Here is a 17,020-nt window from a genome sequence, read left to right as displayed (position 1 = left end):
GTCCCGGCGCACCTCCGCGCCCCGGACGCGCGCCACACCGCGTGACAGACTCGATCGACACGAGGAGCGCGACGCCGCATGAGCCACGACACCACCCCCGTCACGACGGGAGCCGACGCCGCCGTCGCGCCCCGCGACCCCGAGCTGCAGAGCACGACCTGGACGCTGGTGCTCGCCCTGAGCGCCGAGCAGGTGTCGGGCGACGGCACGAGGTCCGCCCGCCTCGCCGAGGCGCAGGCCGCGTTCGAGCGCCTGCTGCCCGCCGACCACGTCGTCGTCCGCTGGACCCGCGAGGTCGGCCGCATGATGACCGAGGAGGCGCGCCTCTGGACCCGGTGGGAGCTGTTCACGCCCACGGTCGCGACGCCGCTGAAGCTGTGGTCGGAGGGCTACGTCGACGAGGCGTGGTTCGCCGAGCGGCTCGACGACGACCCCTTCGTGCCCGTCGTGATGAAGGCGCCCGCCGACGTCGCCCAGGACGGGGCCGCGTCGTGAAGGTCCTCGTCACCGGATCCCGCGGCAAGGTCGGCCGCGCCGCCGTCGAGGCGCTCGTCGCCGCGGGCCACGACGTCACGGGCGTCGACCTCGTGCGCCCCGTCTTCGACGCCGGCGTCGTGGTGCCGGGCCGCTACGTGATGGCCGACCTCACCGACGCCGGATCCGCGTTCGCGGTCGTCGCCGGCATGGACGCCGTCGTCCACGTCGCCGCGATCCCGCAGCCCACCGGCAACCCCGCGCACGTCGTGCTGCAGACGAACCTGATGTCGACGTTCAACATGATCGAGGCCGCCGTGCGCTTCGGCGTCCCGCGCTTCGTCAACATCTCCAGCGAGAGCATCGTCGGCAACTTCTTCCCCGAGCGGCCGTTCCTGCCCGACTACGCACCCGTCGACGAGGAGCACCCGCTCCGCCCGCAGGATCCGTACGCGCTCTCCAAGGCCTTCGGCGAGCAGCTGATGGACGCAGCCGTGCGCCGCTCCGACATCCGTATCATCTCGCTGCGGCCGAGCACCGTGCACAACGGCGACAACTACGCGTCGAACCTCGGCAAGCAGGTGCGCGACGCGTCCGTCCTCACCGCGAACCTCTGGAGCTACATCGACGCGGACGACCTGGCCGACGCGATCGTGCTGTCGGTCGCCTCCGACCTGCCCGGCCACGAGGTCTTCTACATCGCGGCCGCCGACAACGCGGGCGGCCACGACTTCGCCACCGAGCTGCGCCGGTACTACGGCGACGCCATCGAGCTGCGGGCGATCGAGCGGGTGGACTCGTCGGGGATCTCGACCGCGAAGGCCCGCCGCCTCCTCGGCTGGGAGCCCACGCGCAGCTGGCGCGACCACCTCGACGCCGACGGGAACGCGCTGCCGCGATGAGCACGGCCGGATCCGACCGCGGGCCCGCTCCCCGGTCGGGATCCACGCCCGCCGCGCTGGAGGGCGCCATCGCCGGGGCTCCGGGTGAGCCATCGGCGGCGGCCGACCCCGGCGCCCGCACCACCGCCGCGGGCGCCGCGCTGCAGGTCGGCACCATCGTCAGCGTCAGCTACGGGTCGTCGCTCGCCGGGCTCGTGATCCCCGCGGTCGGCCCCGTGCTGGTCGTCGCCGCGCGTCAGGTGATGATGGCGGCGCTCGTGCTGCCCGTGGCGCGGCCCCGGATCCACCGGATGACGCGCGCGCAGCTCGTTCCCGCCGTGATGCTCGGCCTCGCGCTCTCGCTGATGAACCTGTCCTACTACGCCGCCGTCGACCGGCTCGGCCTCGGCATCGCCGCGACCATCGAGTTCCTCGGCCCGCTGTCGATCGCGCTGCTCGCCTCGCGCCGCCTGCTCGACGCCGCGTGCGCGCTCGTGGCGGCCGCGGGCGTCGTCGTGCTCACCGGGCTCGAGGGCCGGATCGACGCGTTCGGCCTCGTCTGCGGCGCGACCGCGGCCGTCACCTGGGCCGGCTACATCGTGTTCACGCGCCGGGTGGCGGAGCGGCTGCCGGGCTTCCAGGGGATCGCAGTCGCGAGCATCGTGAGCCTGGTCGTGCTGGTGCCGTGGGCGCTCCTCACGCTCGACGTCGCGGCGCTCGACGGGCGGATCCTCGGCCTGCTCGTGGCGATCGGCCTGCTGTCGTCCGCCGTGCCCTACTCGCTCGACACCGTGATCCTCCGCCGCATCACCCCGCGGCTGTTCGCCGTGCTCACGAGCCTCAGCCCGGTGGTGGCGGCGGTCCTCGGCGTGATCGTGCTGCGCGAGACGCTGTCACCCATGCAGCTCGGCGCGATCGTCGTGGTGTGCGTCGCCGCGGGCGTGGCCATCGCGACGCGGGCGCCCGCCGACGCCCAGCCCCGGACACGATCGCGCCCGGCCGCGTCGTAGGGCGGCCGGGCGCGGATCGATCGGACGCGGGTCAGCGCGCCCCGAGCTCCGCGAGCACCTCGGCGAGCTGGCCGACGGCCCAGACGAGGTCCTCCTCCTCCACCACGATGGGCGGCGCGAGCCGGATCGTCGAACCGTGCGTGTCCTTCGCGAGCACGCCGCGCTGGGCGAGCCGCTCGCACACCGCGCGGCCCGTGGCGAGCGCCGGGTCGATGTCGATGCCCGCCCACAGGCCGCGGCCGCGCACCTCGAGCACGCCGTGGTCCACGAGATCCGCGAGCCGCGCGTGCAGCACGGCGCCGAGGCGACGCGCGCGCTCCTGCGGCTCGCCCGACGCGAGCATCTCGACCACCGCGTGGCCCACGGCCGCGGCGAGCGGGTTGCCGCCGAACGTGGATCCGTGCTGCCCCGGCTGGATGACGCCGAGCACGTCCGCGTCGCCGACGACCGCGGAGACGGGCACGATGCCGCCGCCGAGCGCCTTGCCGAGGAGGTACAGGTCGGGCACGACGTCGGAGTTGTCGCACTCGAAGGTCGCGCCCGTGCGGCCGAGGCCCGACTGGATCTCGTCGGCGATCATCAGCACCTGCTCGCGCGTGCAGATCCGCCGCACGTCGGCGAGGTACCCCGCGGGCGGCACGACGATGCCGGCCTCGCCCTGGATCGGCTCCACGAGCACCGCGACCGTGTCCTCGTCGATCGCGGCCTCGAGCGCCGCGGCGTCGCCGTACGGCACCGTGACGAACCCGGGCGTGAACGGCCCGAAGTCGGCACGCGCCTCCTCGTCGTCGCTGAAGCTCACGATGGTGGTGGTGCGGCCGTGGAAGTTCCCGGCCATGACGATGATCTTCGCGCGGCCCGCGGCCACGCCCTTCACGCGGTAGCCCCAGGCGCGCGCGACCTTGATCCCGGACTCCACGGCCTCCGCGCCCGTGTTCATCGGCAGGACCATGTCCTTGCCGGCGAGCTCGGCGAGCGCCGTCACGAACGGCCCCAGCTTGTCGTTGTGGAAGGCGCGGCTCGTGAGCGTGATCCGCCCGAGCTGCTCGGTCGCGGCCCGCACGAGGTCCGGGTGCGAGTGCCCGAAGTTCACGGCCGAGTAGGCGGCGAGGCAGTCGAGCAGGCGTCGGCCGTCGAGGTCGGTGACCCAGGCGCCCTGGCCGGACGCGACCACGACGGGCAGCGGGTGGTAGTTGTGCGCGGCGTGCGCCTCCTCGGCGTGGATGGCCAGGGCGCCGGCGCCGGACGCGGCGGGGCGGTCGATGGTGTCGGTCATCTCGCCGCCCCCTACTTCCGCAGCTCGAGCGTGCAGCACTTCACGCCGCCGCCGCCGAGCAGCAGCTCGGACAGATCGACGCCGATCGGCTCGTACCCGCGCTCGCGCAGCGACGCCTCGAAGCCGACCGCCCTCTCGGCGATGACGACGTTGTACCCGTCGCTGTACGAGTTCAGGCCGAGGATCGACGCGTCCTGCTCGCTCACCTCGACCGCGTCGGGGTAGCGGCGCTCGATCTCGTCGAGGCTCGCGGCGTCGAAGGCGCTCGGGAGGTAGGCGATGTTGGTGTCGTCGAGCACCGCGATCGCGGTGTCCAGGTGGTAGAACGACGGGTTCACGAGGCGCAGCGTCACGACCTCGCGGTCGAAGATCCGGGCGACCTCGGCGTGGCTGGTGCTGTCGCTGCGGAAGCCGGTGCCGGCGAGGATCGTGTCGCCGACGAGGAGGATGTCGCCCTCGCCCTCGTTGATCTGCTCGGGCACGCGGACGTCGAAGCCCGCCTCGCGGAACCAGTCCATGTACGCGGGGCCCTCGGGCTGGCGCTCCGCGTGCTGGAACGCGGCGCCGTACGCGATGCCGTCGAGCGTGAACCCGCCGTTGGCCGCGTAGACCATGTCCGGCAGCCCGGCGATCCCGTCGATGAGGTCGACCTGGAAGCCGAGGCCCACGTACGTGTCGTAGAGGGTCTGCCACTGGCGGACCGCGAGCGACGTGTCGGTCGGGACGGCGGGATCCATCCAGGGGTTGATCTTGTAGACCACGTCGAAGTGGTCGGGCCGGCACATGAGCACGCGCTTCGCGACGGGCGTGCGGCCGGCTGCGGTCTCGGTGGGCAGGGGAAGGGTGGAGGGCATGGTGCTCCTGCTTCGTGCGGCGCGCCTCGCGGCGCGGTCGTGGAGGCGGACGATGTCCCAGAGCCCCGAGGGGACGCCTTGCCGCCAGCCTGGCATGCGGATCGCGCCCGTTCGAGGGGGTGCGACGCGGATCCCGCGCGTGAGAGACCCTTCGCACGCACGATCCCGCCATAGGCTCGGAGCATGGACAACCTGGACCACCGGATCATCGACCTCCTCCGCCAGAACGGCCGCGCGGGCTACGGCGACATCGGGGGGACGGTGGGCCTCTCGGCCAGCGCGGTGAAGCGGCGGGTCGACCGACTGGTGGCCGACGGCGTGATCCGCGGCTTCACGATCCAGGTCGACCCCGCGGTCGACGGCCTCAGCACCGAGGCCTACGTCGAGCTGTTCTGCCGCGGGACGGTCGCGCCCGACGAGCTCCGCCGGATCCTCCAGGGCGTGCCCGAGGTCGTCGACGCGGGCACCGTCACGGGCGACGCGGACGCCATCGTCCGGATCCGCTCCCGCGACATCCCGAGCCTCGAGGACGCCCTCGAGAAGGTGCGCCTCGCCCCGAACGTCGACCACACGCGCAGCGCGATCGTGCTGTCGCGGCTGGTGAACCGGACGCTGGAGTAGCGCTCGCGCTAGGAGAAGAGCGCCACCAGGATCACGACGTAGATGACGACGAAGAGCGCGGGGATCACGTAGCGGATGAGGTTCGTGAGGCCCTCGGAGGCGATGACCGCGCGGCCCGCGTGCGAGGTCGCGCCCGCGTCGCGGAGGTCGCGGGCGATGGCGATGGCCTGCGAGTTGATGGAAAACTGCACGGCGGATCCGAGCACGCCCGTCGCGAGCAGGATGAGCGCCGCCGCGAGGCGCGTGCCGAGGTCGGCGTCGGCGAGACCCGTGCGGAGCAGGACCACCGTGGAGGTGAGCAGGAAGATCGGGCCCAGCTGGCTCGTGATCATCTGCTTGCGGGCGCGCGACCACATCGTGATCAGCTCGAGCTCGGACATGCGGATCCTCCCGTCGGCGGCCGGTGCGCCGCCCTCCCATCCTGCCCCGCCGCGGGTGTCCCCCGCGCCCACCGCCGTGCATCTCGCGCCCGCCGGCCACCCCTGCCTCGCTAGCCTCGGCGCATGGATCCCGCGCCCGGCTATCGCATCGACCCGGGCTCCGCGACCCCGCCCTACGAGCAGCTCCGCGCGGAGGTCGCGCGCCGCGCCGCCGAGGGCGAGCTGCCCGTCGGCGCGCGGCTGCCGACCGTGCGCGCGCTCGCCGAGCAGGCGGGCGTCGCCGTGAACACGGTGGCCCGCGCGTACAAGGAGCTCGAGGCCGACGGGGTGATCGAGACGCGCGGCCGCGCGGGTTCGTTCGTCGCCGCGCGGGACGACGTGCCCGGCGCGCTCCGGGAGGCGGCCGTCGCGTACGCGCGGCTCGCCGGTCGGCTCGGCGTGGCCGACGAGGAGGCGCGCCGCCTGGTGGACGAGGCGCTCGCGGCCGGATGACGGCTGGCTCGGGCGCGGCGGCGACGCCGGGTCGCCGCGATTCCACCTCCCGTTCACCCGGAGGCCCGACAGTGCTCACGCCGCCCGATCCGAACGGAGACCACATGCCCGAGTCCTCCCCGGAGGCGGCGACGCCGCACGACGACGCCCAGCGCGTGCTCGACCGGGCCGACGCCGTCACGCCGCCGCGCACGCTCGTCGACGTGCTCCGGGCGACGGTCGCCGCGCACCCCGACGCGTCCGCCATCCAGGACGGCGACGGCGCGCTCAGCTACCGCGAGCTCATGGCCCGCGTGGTTCAGGTCGCCGCGTCGCTGCGGGACGCGGGCGTGGGCAAGGGCGACCGGGTCGGGATCCGCATGCCGTCGGGATCCCGCGACCTCTACGTCACCGTGCTCGGTGTGCTCGCGGCCGGCGCCGCCTACGTGCCCGTGGACGCGGACGACCCCGACGAGCGCGCGCGGCTCGTGTTCGGCGAGGCGCGCGTCGCGGGCGTCGTGACGGGCACCGGCGAGTACACGCCGCGCGCCGCGGACACCGCCGACGCCGCCGAGACGGCTGACGCCGCCGCGCTCCGGATCCTCCCCGCCGCCGCCGCGCACGCCTCCACCTCCGCGCTCCCCCTCGTCGCGCCGCCCGCGCCGGACGACGACGCCTGGATCATCTTCACCTCGGGATCCACCGGCACCCCCAAGGGCGTCGCCGTCTCGCACCGCTCGGCCGCGGCCTTCGTCGACGCGGAGGCGCGCCTGTTCCTCCAGGAGGAGCCGATCGGCCCCGGCGACCGCGTGCTCGCGGGCCTCTCGGTCGCCTTCGACGCCAGCTGCGAGGAGATGTGGCTCGCCTGGCGCCACGGCGCGTGCCTCGTGCCGGCGCCGCGCAGCCTCGTCCGCAGCGGCATGGACCTCGGGCCCTGGCTCACGACGCACGGTGTGACGATCGTCTCGACCGTCCCGACGCTCGCGGCGCTGTGGCCCGCGGAGTCGCTCGAGAACGTGCGCCTGCTCATCTTCGGCGGCGAGGCCTGCCCGCCCGAGCTCGGCCAGCGCCTCGCGACCGACGGGCGCGAGGTGTGGAACACGTACGGCCCCACCGAGGCGACCGTCGTCGCGTGCGCCGCGCCGCTCGGCGGGCCGGGCCCCGTGCGCATCGGCCTGCCGCTCGACGGCTGGACCCTCGCGGTCGTCGACCCGGAGGGCGCGCGCGTGCCCGAGGGCGGCGTGGGCGAGCTGATCATCGGCGGCGTCGGGCTCGCGCGCTACCTGGATCCCGCCCAGGACGCCGAGAAGTACGCCCCCTTCCCCGCGCTCGGCTGGGACCGCGCCTACCGCTCGGGCGACCTCGTGCGCTTCGAGGCGGAGGGGCTCGTCTTCCAAGGCCGCGCCGACGACCAGGTGAAGGTCGGCGGCCGGCGCATCGAGCTGGGCGAGATCGAGGCGGCGCTCCAGGCGCTCGACGACGTGCACGGCGCCGCCGTCGCCGTGCAGACCACGGGCGCGGGCAACCCGGTGCTCGTCGGCTACCTCGTGCCGCGGGATCCCGCGACCTTCTCGCGCGAGGATGCCGTGCAGCGCCTCCGCGTCGCGCTGCCGGCCGCGCTCGTGCCGCTCATCGGCGTGGTCGAGTCGCTGCCGACGCGCACCTCCGGCAAGGTCGACAAGGCCGCGCTCCCCTGGCCGCTGCCGGGTGCCGCGGGCGACGACGGCGCCGACCTCGACGCCGAGCTGCGCCCGCTCGCCGAGATGTGGTCGGCCGCGCTCGGCACCCCCGTCGCGAGCGCCGACGCGAACTTCTTCGACCTCGGCGGCGGATCCCTCTCGGCCGCCCAGCTCGTGGCCCGCATCCGCACCATCGCCCCCGAGTTCACGGTCGCCGACGTCTACGCCCACCCGCGCCTCGGCGCGATGCACGCCGCGATCGCCGGGCGCGCGCCGCGGGCCGAGAGCCGCGGGCCGCAGGTGGACGTGACGCCGACCCCGCGCCGCACGCAGTGGATCCAGACGCTCCTCGGCGCGCCGCTCCTCGCGCTGCAGAGCCTCCGCTGGCTCGCGCTGCTCCTCACCGCGAGCGCGCTGCTCCGCCCGCTCGGCGGGTTCGACGCGCTCCCCGAGGTGTCGTGGTTGCTGCTCGTCCCCGGCCTCCTGCTCTTCGCGACGCCGTTCGGGCGCATGGCGATCTCCGCGGTCGCCGCGCGCCTGCTCCTCCGCGGCCTCGAGCCGGGCGACCACCCGCGCGGCGGACGCTGGCACCTGCGGCTCTGGCTGGCCGAGCAGATCGCGCAGCAGATCGGCGCGGTCGGGCTCGCGGGCGCGCCGTGGATCACCTACTACGCCCGGGCGCTCGGCGCGCGCATCGCCGACGACGTCGACCTGCACACGCTGCCGCCCGTCACGGGCATGCTCCGCATCGGCCGCGGCGCCTCGGTGGAGCCCGAGGTCGACCTCTCCGGGTACTGGATCGACGGCGACACCGTGCGCGTCGGCGCGGTCCGCATCGGCGCGGGATCCACCGTCGGCACGCGCTCGACGCTCCTGCCGGGCACGCGCATCGGCAAGGGCGCGGAGATCGCGCCGGGCTCGGCCGTCTTCGGGCGCGTGCCGTCGGGCCAGCGCTGGGCCGGATCCCCCGCCGCGCGCGAGGGCAAGGCCCGGGTCTGGTGGCCCGACCACCGGCCGCCGCGCAACACGCGCTGGGTCGCGGCGTACGGCGCCGCCTCGGTCGCGACCGCGCTCGTGCCCGTGGTCGCGTTCGTCGCGGGCGGCGGGATCCTCGCGGCGGCCATCCGCGGATCCGCCGACCTCGGCGACGCGTGGTGGCGCGGCCTCGGTGCGCTCGTGCCCGCCGTGCTCGTCACCGGGATCGTGCTCGCGCTGCTGGTGGTCGGATCCGTGCGCCTGCTCGGCCTCGGCGTCACCGAGGGTATCCACGCAGTACGCAGCCGCGTCGGCTGGCAGCTGTGGACCACCGAGCGCCTGCTCGACCTCGCCCGCACGGTGCTCTTCCCCCTCTACGCGGGCCTCTTCACGCCCGTGTGGCTGCGGCTCCTCGGCGCGCGCGTCGGCAGGGACGTCGAGGCGTCGACCGTGCTCCTCATCCCCGCCATGACGACGATCCGCGACGGCGCCTTCCTCGCCGACGACACGCTCGTGGCCGGCTACGAGCTCGGCGGCGGGTGGATGCGCGTCGCCCGCGCCGAGATCGGCCAGCGCGCGTTCCTCGGCAACTCCGGCATGGCCGGGCCCGGCCACAAGGTCCCGAAGGACGGCCTCGTCGCCGTGCTCTCGGCGGCGCCCACGAAGTCGAAGGCCGGATCCTCGTGGCTCGGCTCCCCGCCCGTGCGGCTCCGGCGCACGGTCGCGGCGGCCGACGACTCCCGCACGTTCCGCCCGCCGACGCGGCTGCGGGTCGCCCGCATCCTGTGGGAGCTGCTGCGCGTCGTGCCCGTGCTCGTGACCTGCGCGATCGGCCTGGCCGTGCTCGTGGCGCTCGCCGCCATCACCGAGGCGTGGGGCCCGCTCGTCGCGTTCCTCCTCGGCGGCGTGGTGCTGCTCGTGGCCGGCGCGGTCGCGGCGGGGATCTCGACGGCCGCGAAGTGGATCCTCATCGGCCGCATCCGCGCGGAGGAGCACCCGCTGTGGTCGTCGTTCGTATGGCGCAGCGAGGTCTCGGACGTGTTCACCGAGATGGTCGCCGCGCCCTGGTTCGCGTCGCCCGCCGCGGGCACGCCCGCGCTCGTGTGGTGGCTGCGGAGCCTCGGCGCGCGCATCGGATCCGGCGTGTGGTGCGACTCGCACTGGCTGCCCGAGGCCGACCTCGTGACCCTCGGCGACGCGTCCACGGTCAACCGCGGGTGCGTCGTGCAGACGCATCTGTTCCATGATCGGATCATGAGCATGGACACCGTCACCCTCGACGCCGGTGCGACCCTCGGGCCGCACAGCGTCATCCTCCCCGCGGCGCGCATCGGCCCGCAGGCCACCGTGGGGCCCGCCAGCCTCGTGATGCGCGGGGAGCTCGTGCCCGAGGCGAGCCGCTGGAGCGGCAACCCGATCGGCCCGTGGCGCGAGGTGACGCTCGGGCGGTACCTGCCCGCAGCATCCGCCGCCGCTCCGACCGACGCCGCCGCGCGCGCGACCGCCGGTCACCGGTGAGGGCCGCCGCAGGTCCGTCGTCCGGCGACGCGTACACGCCCGAGGTCGGATCCACGGCCTTCGCGGTCGAGCGCTACGACCTCGACCTCGACTACCGCGTCGCCCGCAACCGCCTGAAGGCGCGCGCCGTGATCACCGCGGTAGCCCGCGAGCCGCTCCCCCGCTTCGAGCTCGACCTGACGGGCCTCCGCGCGGGCGACGTGCGCGTCGACGGCCGCCGCGAGACCCGGCACGTGCAGCGCGGCGGGCGGCTCGTCGTCACGCCCGCGGCGCCCATCCCCGCGGGCACCACCTTCACGGTCGACGTCGCCTACTCCGGCGAGCCCGGCCCCCGCCGCACCGTCTGGGGCGACCTCGGCTGGGAGGAGCTCGGCGACGGCGTGCTCGTCGCGTCGCAGCCGAGCGGCGCGTCCACCTGGTTCCCCTGCAACGATCGGCCGGACGACCGGGCCGCGTTCCGGATCCGCGTCGCGTGCGAGGTCGACTACTCCGTGATCGCGAGCGGCCGGCTCGTCTCCCGGCTCGAGCGCTCGGGCCGCGCCACCTGGACCTACGAGCAGGACGCGCCCACCGCGCCGTACCTCGCGACCGTGCAGATCGGCCGGTACGTCGAGAAGCGCGTGCCCGCCGGATCCACCCAGGCGGTCTTCGCGTACCCGAAGCCGCGCGAGGCCCGCGTGCTGCAGGACCTCGCGCTCGTGCCGCGCATGATGGCGTTCTTCGAGACGCTGTTCGGGCCGTACCCGTTCGACGAGTACCGGGTCGTGGTGGCGGACGACGAGCTGGAGATCCCGCTCGAGGCGCAGGCGATGGCGGTGCTCGGCGCGAACCACGCCGACGGCACGGGCGGATCCGAGCGGCTCGTCGCCCACGAGCTCGCGCACCAGTGGTTCGGCAACTCCGTGGGCCTCGCGTCGTGGCAGCACATCTGGCTCAACGAGGGCTTCGCCTGCTACGCCGAGTGGCTGTGGTCGGAGGAGTCCGGGGGTCCGACCGCGGATCAGCTCGCGCGCCAGCACCACGCGCGCCTCGACCGGTACGGCACGCAGGTCCGCATCGGCGATCCCGGCCCCGAGGCGATGTTCGACGACGTCGTCTACAAGCGCGGCGCCCTCGCGGTGCACGCGCTCCGGCTGACGCTCGGCGACGCGGCGTGGCGCGCGCTGCTCCTCCGCTGGACGGATCCGGCATGGACGGCGCCGCGCACCACCGCCGACCTCGTCGGCGCCGCCGGCGACGCGGGCGCGCTGCTGCGGGCGTGGCTCGCGGACGCGCCGCTGCCGGCGCTGCCGCGGGTGGGGCGGCGCTGAGGGGTCAGATCCCGACGCCCGGTCCGCTCAGACGGTGGATCCGCACGTCGAGCTCCCCGAGGCCGCGTCGGGCGACGCCCGCCACGAGGTCGGGGCCGACGTCCGTGTCGACGAGGCGGTAGCGCGCGTCCTCTCCATCGATCCACGCGAGGCATCCGTCGGCGCCCTCGTCGGCGAACCGCACGCGCCCCGGGTCCACCCGGAGCCCGCGCCCGTCGGCCTTCAGCACCGCCTCGATCCGCACCCACTCCGCGAGAGTGGTCCCGGGCGGCGCCTCCCGGCCGTGCGGCTCGGCGTCGATGCCGATCGGGCCGTCCGCGCTGACCGCGACCACCACCGCGTCCCCCGCGTGCGCGACGCTCGCATGGAGTCCGTCGAGCGCGCCGGATCCGCCGAGCACCGGCCGCCCGTGCGCGCCGCCGCACGTGGCGCAGCGGGCGCGGACCGTCACGTCGGCGGGATCCGCGCCCACGAGCTCCGCGGCGAGCGACCGCAGCGCGACGCGGCCGGCGGCGGTGCGGGCGGCGCGGTCGGCGGTCTCGGGCCCCGGCACCACCACGACGTGCACGAGCGCGGGTCCGGGGATCACGTGTCGACCCTAGGCGGCGGTCAGACGGCCATGCGCGCGAGCGCCACGGCGGCCGCCGTCAGGGCCGCGGCAAGCAGCACCGCCGACGGGCCGATCCACCACCAGCCCTGGCGGGCCCGCGTGCCCTCCACGACCGCGGCCACGGCGAGCAGGACGAGCCCCACCGCGACGCCGCCGCGCGCGGGGGACGTGGCATCGTCGCCGATCAGCGCCACGAGCCCGGACGTCAGGAGGGCGCCGGCGAGCATCAGCCAGCCGAGCACGTGGACGGCGTGCGTGATCCGGCTCCGCAGGTCGCACGGTCGCAGCGGCTTCGCGCCGCGCCAGCCGTCGGGGGCGCGCAGGCCGTCCACGATCGCCATGACCTCGTCGAGCTCCGCGGGCCGCTCGCCCGCGGGCAGCGCGAGGAAGCGCCCGAGGTGCTCGTCGCGCACGCCGGACGAGGCGATCAGGCGCGCCAGCAGCTCGCGCTCGCGCGCGGTGGTCCAACCGGGCAGGGCGATCCCCCACCGGGCTGCCTGGTCGGGCGCGCGGACCTCGCGGTACCAGGACGCGAGGAGCAGCCGCGCAACCGCGTCACCCGGCTCCTTCCGCACCCGGGTCCGCAGCGCGACGATCGCGTCGCGGCGCCGGCCCCCGTCCCACAGCGTCCGGGCGCGGTCGACGGCCTCGGAGGTCTGCATGCGCCCAGGGTCGCGGATCCCGGCGGACCCCGCTCCCGTTTATCCCAGGCCCTTCGCCAGCCGCTCGTCCGTCTCCGTCGCCTGCCGGGTGACGCCCGCGTCGTCGACGTACGCGTACGAGCTCGTCGTCATCTCCCCCGTGCCGCGGTAGCCGAGCCGCTCGTACAGCGCCCGGGCGCGCGGGTTGGCGAGGGCGACGCCGACGGTGAGGCGGCCGGGGGTGACGCGCTCCTCGGCCGCGCGGACGATCGCCGTGCCGACGCCGCGACCCCGCGTGGCCGCGCCCACCCGCAGGTTGCGCAGCTCGGGCACGGCTCCGCGGGTGTCGAGCTGGCCGGATCCGAGCGGCCGGTCGCCGTCCCACGCGACGAGCAGCGTGGATCCGCCCGCCGCCTGCGCCGCCCACATCGCGCGCGCGAACCCGCGGCCGGGCGGCTCCTCCTGCTCGAGCCGCCCGACCTCCGAGGCCGCGAGCGCGCGGACCTCGATCGCGGTCACCTAGATGACCGCCTCGCTCCAGTCGTCCGGGTTGCCGAAGCGGTGGGCCGTGATGCTGATGGCCTGCTCGCGCAGGAACGTGAGCATCTCGACGCGGCCGGCCGCGGTGACCTCGTCGGCGAAGACGGCGACGTCAGGCGTGCCGCGGAGCGCGTCGGACAGGGCGCGCGCCTCGACGAGCCGCGAGTCGCGCGCGGCGACGAGGCGCACGCGCTCGGTCGCGATCCCGTCCGCGGCGACCCGGGCGAGCCACACGTCGTCCGTCTCGATGGTCACGTGCACGCTCGGCAGGTCGTCGAGCACCTGGCCGAGGCCGGCCGGGAGGATCCCGGGGACCGACACGTGCATCTCGGCGCGCGCCAGGCGCCCGGCCGCGAGCACGCGGAGCAGGTCGGCGAGCGCGCCCGACTCCGTGAGGCGCACCGTGACGGGCAGCGGCCGGTAGCGGAACAGGTTGCGCTCCACGCCGAGGCCGCTCGGGTCCTTCACCTGGCCGAACTCGTCGTGCCAGGCCACCGCGTCGCTGAGCGCCGAGCGGCGGACCAGGTCGAAGTCCTCGTAGCGGATGGCGGGCTGCGCCGACTCGATGAGCTCCGTGACCCGCGGCGCGAGCCCGCGCAGGTGCAGCGAGCTCGAGTGCCGGCCCTCGTCGGCGACCCAGGAGCCGAGGCCCATGAGGTAGTTCGGGCCGCCGGCCTTGGTGCCGGATCCGACCGAGGAGCGCTTCCAGCCGCCGAACGGCTGGCGCTGCACGATCGCGCCCGTGATCCCGCGGTTCACGTAGAGGTTGCCCGCCTCCACGGTCTCGAGCCACTGCTCGAGCTCGCGCGCGTCGAGGCTGTGCAGGCCCGCGGTGAGGCCGTAGGGGATGGCGTTCTGGAAGCGGATCGCCTCCTCGAGGGTGCGCGCGCGCATCACGCCGAGCACGGGCCCGAAGAACTCGGTGAGGTGGAAGTACGACCCGGGCTTCACGCCGTCGCGGACGCCCGGCGACCAGAGGCGGCCGGTCTCGTCCTTCGCCTCGGGCTCGACGAGCCACTTCTCGCCGACGCCCAGCTGCGTGAGCGCGTGCTTGAGCTTGCCGGCGGCGGGCTCGATGATCGGGCCCATCTGCGTGGTCGGGTCCGACGGGTAGCCGACGCGCAGCGACGAGACGGCGTCGGTGAGCTGCGTGAGGAACCGGCGCGACTTGCCGACCGAGCCCACGAGGATCACGAGGCTCGCCGCCGAGCACTTCTGGCCGGCGTGGCCGAACGCGCTCTTCACGACGTCGGCGGCGGCCAGGTCGAGGTCGGCGCTGGGCGTGACGATGATGGCGTTCTTGCCGCTGGTCTCGGCGAGGAGCGGCAGGTCGCTCTTCCAGGAGCGGAAGACCTCGGCGGTCTCGTAGCCGCCCGTGAGGATCACCCTGTCGACCGCCTTGTGCGAGATGAGGTGCTCGCCGAACTCGGCCTCGCCCGCGTCGACGAGCGCGAGCAGCTCGCGCGGCACGCCGGCCTCGCGGAGCGCCTCGACCAGCACGGCGCCGGAGCGGCGGGCCTGGCCGGCGGGCTTGACGACGACGCCGCTGCCGGAGGCGAGGGCCGCGAGCATGCTGCCCGCGGGGATCGCGACGGGGAAGTTCCACGGCGGCGCCACGACGGTGACGCGCGACGGCACGAAGCGGGCGCCCTGCACCCGGTCGAGGTCGCGGGCGCGCTCGGCGTAGTAGTGCGCGAAGTCGACGGCCTCGCTGACCTCGGGGTCGGCCTCGGCGATGGTCTTGCCGGTCTCCGACGCCATCACCTCGATGAGGCGCGCGCGGTTGCGCTCGATCGCGACGCCGACGCGGTGCAGGAGGGCGGCGCGCTGGTCGCCGGGGCGGGCGCCCCACGACGCGGCGGCCGTGCGGACGCCGTCGATGAGATCGTCGAGCTGGTCGGTGGAGTCGATGCGCGCGGCGTCGATGGTCGCGACGCCGAGCTGCGAGGCGCCGACGCGCGACAGGATCTCGCGGCCCCAGGCGCGGTTCGTCGGCAGCGCCGGATCCGTGTCGGCCGCGTTGTGGAACGGCGTGGTGGACGCGTCCGGGTCGACGAGCGCGTCGGGCGTCAGCAGCGAGCCGCGCGTGAAGCCCATGACCACGCTCGTGAGCTGCGGGTCGACCTCGTCCTCCGGCTCCTCGGTCGCCTCGGGCTCGGCGAGCGGATCCACGTCGTCGAGCTCCGGCGGGAACCGGCGGTCCTGCGTGCGGTTGGGCGCCGGGATCGTGTCGTCCACGGCCCGGAGCGACGAGCGGAACCGCGACTCCTCGCGCGCGAACAGCTCGCTCGAGGTGCTCAGCTCGAACACCGCCGACATGAAGTTCTCCTGGCTCGCGTTCTCCTCCAGTCGGCGGATGAGGTACGAGATGGCCACGTCGAACTCGGTCGGGTGCACGACGGGCGTGTAGAGGAGGAGCCCGCCGACGGTGCGCTTCACGGCCTCGGCCTGGCCGGTCGCCATGCCGAGCAGCATCTCGAACTCGATCCGGTCGGTCACGCCGCGCTCCTCCGCGAGCAGCCAGGCGTACGCGACGTCGAAGAGGTTGTGGCCGGCGACGCCGACCTTCACGGCGTCGGCCGTGGCGGGCTGGAGCGCGTGCTCGAGCATCCGCTTGTAGTGCTTGTCGGTCTGCTCCTTGGTGGCCCAGGTGGCGACCGGCCAGTCGTGCATGCGGCCGTCGACCTGCTCCATCGCGAGGTTCGCGCCCTTGACGATGCGCACCTTGATGGGCGCGCCGCCGGCCGCGCGCCGCTCCTGCGCCCACGCGGTGAGCCGCTGGAGAGCGGCGAGCGCGTCGGGCAGGTAGGCCTGGAGGACGATCCCGGCCTCGAGGTCCTTCAGCTGCGGCTGATCGAGCACGCGCGTGAACACCTCGATGGTGAGGTCGAGGTCCTTGTACTCCTCCATGTCGAGGTTGATGAACTTGGGCCGCGGCGACGCGAGCGCCAGCTCGTACAGCGGCGTGAGCCGCTCGACGACCTTGTCGACGGCCTCGTCGAACGCCCACATCGACAGCTGCGAGACGACGCTCGACACCTTGATGGAGACGTAGTCCACGTCGTCGCGGGCGAGCAGCTCGCGCGTGCCCTCGAGGCGGCGCGCGGCCTCCTTCTCGCCGAGCACGGCCTCGCCGAGCAGGTTGAGGTTGAGGCGGGATCCACCGGCGCGCAGCTTCTCGATGGCGGGCCCGAGCTTGTCACTCGTGGCGTCGACGATGAGGTGGCCAACCATCTCGCGGAGCACGCGGCGCGCGACAGGCACGACGACCTGCGGGAGGACGGGTCCGAGGATGCCGCCCGCGCGGATCGCGCCCTGCATGTACCAGGGCAGGAAGCCGGGGGTCTTGGCGGTGAGGGCGGCGAGGCTGTTGCCGGCGACGGGCAGGTCCTCGGGGCGGACGACCCGGTCGACGAAGCCGATGGTGAAGTCGAGGCCGTTCTCGTCCTTGAGGACGCCCGCGAGGCGCTCGGCGGACGGGTCGGCGGGGTGCTGGGCCGCCTCCGCGAGCCAGGTGCGGACGAGCGCGACGGAGCGGTCAGCGAGGGCCTCGCGGTCGGGGGCGGCGGATGCGCCGTCGACCGTGGGGACGGCAGCGGTCTCGGGGGCGGATGCGGTCTCGGCGGTCATGCGGGAACCTCTTCGTCTCAGGTGGGCCGGAGCCCCGTCGTCGGCCGCGCTGCGGGCGCGTCCTCCCAGTGTGCGACCATGCTCACATCGGATGCGCTGAACGTTTCCGATGATCATCGTGCGGCCCTGCCGATGATTCCATGCTCGTCG

Annotated in this window: 14 protein-coding genes; 7 read left to right on the top strand and 7 right to left on the bottom strand. The window is 74.8% G+C overall.

What is annotated here, in order from left to right; translation table 11 throughout:
- Positions 1-78: 78 nt before the first annotated feature.
- Genes CMN_RS02890 through CMN_RS02880 form a run of 3 tightly spaced genes read left to right on the top strand, consistent with a single transcriptional unit; the run spans position 79 to position 2,365 of the window.
- On the top strand, positions 79-495 hold the full coding sequence (locus CMN_RS02890) for a hypothetical protein (protein ID WP_015489356.1): 417 nt from the start codon (positions 79-81) through the stop codon (positions 493-495).
- On the top strand, positions 492-1,376 hold the full coding sequence (locus CMN_RS02885; protein ID WP_015489355.1) for an NAD-dependent epimerase/dehydratase family protein: 885 nt from the start codon (positions 492-494) through the stop codon (positions 1,374-1,376). Before CMN_RS02890 ends, CMN_RS02885 begins: the two co-directional genes overlap by 4 nt.
- Positions 1,373-2,365 (top strand): EamA family transporter, encoded by a 993-nt coding sequence (locus tag CMN_RS02880; protein ID WP_015489354.1) that lies wholly within the window; start codon positions 1,373-1,375, stop codon positions 2,363-2,365. Before CMN_RS02885 ends, CMN_RS02880 begins: the two co-directional genes overlap by 4 nt.
- 31 nt (positions 2,366-2,396) lie before the next feature.
- On the opposite strand, the gene rocD is transcribed toward CMN_RS02880, so the two are convergent.
- Positions 2,397-3,641, bottom strand: coding sequence for an ornithine--oxo-acid transaminase (rocD, locus tag CMN_RS02875; protein ID WP_015489353.1), 1,245 nt, complete (start codon positions 3,639-3,641; stop codon positions 2,397-2,399).
- Positions 3,642-3,652: 11 nt separating this feature from the next.
- A complete protein-coding gene (ddaH, locus tag CMN_RS02870) occupies positions 3,653-4,495 on the bottom strand; it encodes a dimethylargininase (protein WP_015489352.1) in 843 nt (280 codons plus the stop codon).
- 183 nt (positions 4,496-4,678) lie between these two features.
- Between ddaH and CMN_RS02865 the strand changes: the two genes are divergently transcribed.
- Positions 4,679-5,116 carry an Lrp/AsnC family transcriptional regulator gene (locus tag CMN_RS02865; protein ID WP_011931848.1) on the top strand — a complete coding sequence of 146 codons (438 nt, stop codon included), beginning with the start codon at positions 4,679-4,681 and terminating at the stop codon, positions 5,114-5,116.
- 8 nt (positions 5,117-5,124) lie between these two features.
- Here the strand turns inward: CMN_RS02865 and CMN_RS02860 are convergent, their stop codons facing one another.
- Positions 5,125-5,496, bottom strand: coding sequence for a hypothetical protein (locus CMN_RS02860; protein ID WP_015489351.1), 372 nt, complete (start codon positions 5,494-5,496; stop codon positions 5,125-5,127).
- A 123-nt stretch (positions 5,497-5,619) separates the two neighbouring features.
- Between CMN_RS02860 and CMN_RS02855 the strand changes: the two genes are divergently transcribed.
- The 3 genes from CMN_RS02855 (at position 5,620) to CMN_RS02845 (ending at position 11,449) form a co-directional block, all read left to right on the top strand.
- Positions 5,620-5,988 (top strand): GntR family transcriptional regulator, encoded by a 369-nt coding sequence (locus CMN_RS02855; protein WP_015489350.1) that lies wholly within the window; start codon positions 5,620-5,622, stop codon positions 5,986-5,988.
- A 104-nt stretch (positions 5,989-6,092) separates the two neighbouring features.
- Positions 6,093-10,139: a Pls/PosA family non-ribosomal peptide synthetase gene (locus CMN_RS02850; RefSeq protein ID WP_015489349.1), complete on the top strand. Its 4,047-nt coding sequence runs from the start codon at positions 6,093-6,095 to the stop codon at positions 10,137-10,139.
- Complete coding sequence (locus CMN_RS02845) at positions 10,136-11,449, top strand: M1 family metallopeptidase (RefSeq protein ID WP_015489348.1); 1,314 nt, start codon at positions 10,136-10,138, stop codon at positions 11,447-11,449. The genes CMN_RS02850 and CMN_RS02845 overlap by 4 nt, the downstream gene beginning before the upstream one ends.
- 4 nt (positions 11,450-11,453) lie before the next feature.
- Here CMN_RS02845 and CMN_RS02840 read toward each other — a convergent pair whose 3' ends face one another.
- Genes CMN_RS02840 through CMN_RS02825 form a run of 4 tightly spaced genes read right to left on the bottom strand, consistent with a single transcriptional unit; the run spans position 11,454 to position 16,870 of the window.
- Positions 11,454-12,038: a 4'-phosphopantetheinyl transferase family protein gene (locus CMN_RS02840; protein ID WP_015489347.1), complete on the bottom strand. Its 585-nt coding sequence runs from the start codon at positions 12,036-12,038 to the stop codon at positions 11,454-11,456.
- Positions 12,039-12,058: 20 nt separating this feature from the next.
- Positions 12,059-12,721 (bottom strand): hypothetical protein, encoded by a 663-nt coding sequence (locus CMN_RS02835; RefSeq protein WP_015489346.1) that lies wholly within the window; start codon positions 12,719-12,721, stop codon positions 12,059-12,061.
- Positions 12,722-12,760: 39 nt separating this feature from the next.
- On the bottom strand, positions 12,761-13,219 hold the full coding sequence (locus CMN_RS02830; protein ID WP_015489345.1) for a GNAT family N-acetyltransferase: 459 nt from the start codon (positions 13,217-13,219) through the stop codon (positions 12,761-12,763).
- Complete coding sequence (locus CMN_RS02825; RefSeq protein WP_015489344.1) at positions 13,220-16,870, bottom strand: proline dehydrogenase family protein; 3,651 nt, start codon at positions 16,868-16,870, stop codon at positions 13,220-13,222.
- Positions 16,871-17,020 lie beyond the last annotated feature (150 nt).

The sequence above is a fragment of the Clavibacter nebraskensis NCPPB 2581 genome (genome assembly GCF_000355695.1).
GTDB classification, from domain to species: domain Bacteria; phylum Actinomycetota; class Actinomycetes; order Actinomycetales; family Microbacteriaceae; genus Clavibacter; species Clavibacter nebraskensis.
This window is presented reverse-complemented; position numbering and strand designations above follow the sequence as displayed.

Excerpts from the sequence above, each read along its gene's own strand:
- CMN_RS02890 (WP_015489356.1), top strand. The coding sequence starts at position 79 with ATGAGCCACGACACCACCCCCGTCACGACGGGAGCCGACGCCGCCGTC.
- CMN_RS02880 (WP_015489354.1), top strand. The coding sequence starts at position 1,373 with ATGAGCACGGCCGGATCCGACCGCGGGCCCGCTCCCCGGTCGGGATCC.
- rocD (WP_015489353.1), bottom strand. The coding sequence starts at position 3,641 with ATGACCGACACCATCGACCGCCCCGCCGCGTCCGGCGCCGGCGCCCTG.
- ddaH (WP_015489352.1), bottom strand. The coding sequence starts at position 4,495 with ATGCCCTCCACCCTTCCCCTGCCCACCGAGACCGCAGCCGGCCGCACG.
- CMN_RS02865 (WP_011931848.1), top strand. The coding sequence starts at position 4,679 with ATGGACAACCTGGACCACCGGATCATCGACCTCCTCCGCCAGAACGGC.
- CMN_RS02860 (WP_015489351.1), bottom strand. The coding sequence starts at position 5,496 with ATGTCCGAGCTCGAGCTGATCACGATGTGGTCGCGCGCCCGCAAGCAG.
- CMN_RS02855 (WP_015489350.1), top strand. The coding sequence starts at position 5,620 with ATGGATCCCGCGCCCGGCTATCGCATCGACCCGGGCTCCGCGACCCCG.
- CMN_RS02850 (WP_015489349.1), top strand. The coding sequence starts at position 6,093 with ATGCCCGAGTCCTCCCCGGAGGCGGCGACGCCGCACGACGACGCCCAG.
- CMN_RS02835 (WP_015489346.1), bottom strand. The coding sequence starts at position 12,721 with ATGCAGACCTCCGAGGCCGTCGACCGCGCCCGGACGCTGTGGGACGGG.
- CMN_RS02825 (WP_015489344.1), bottom strand. The coding sequence starts at position 16,870 with ATGACCGCCGAGACCGCATCCGCCCCCGAGACCGCTGCCGTCCCCACG.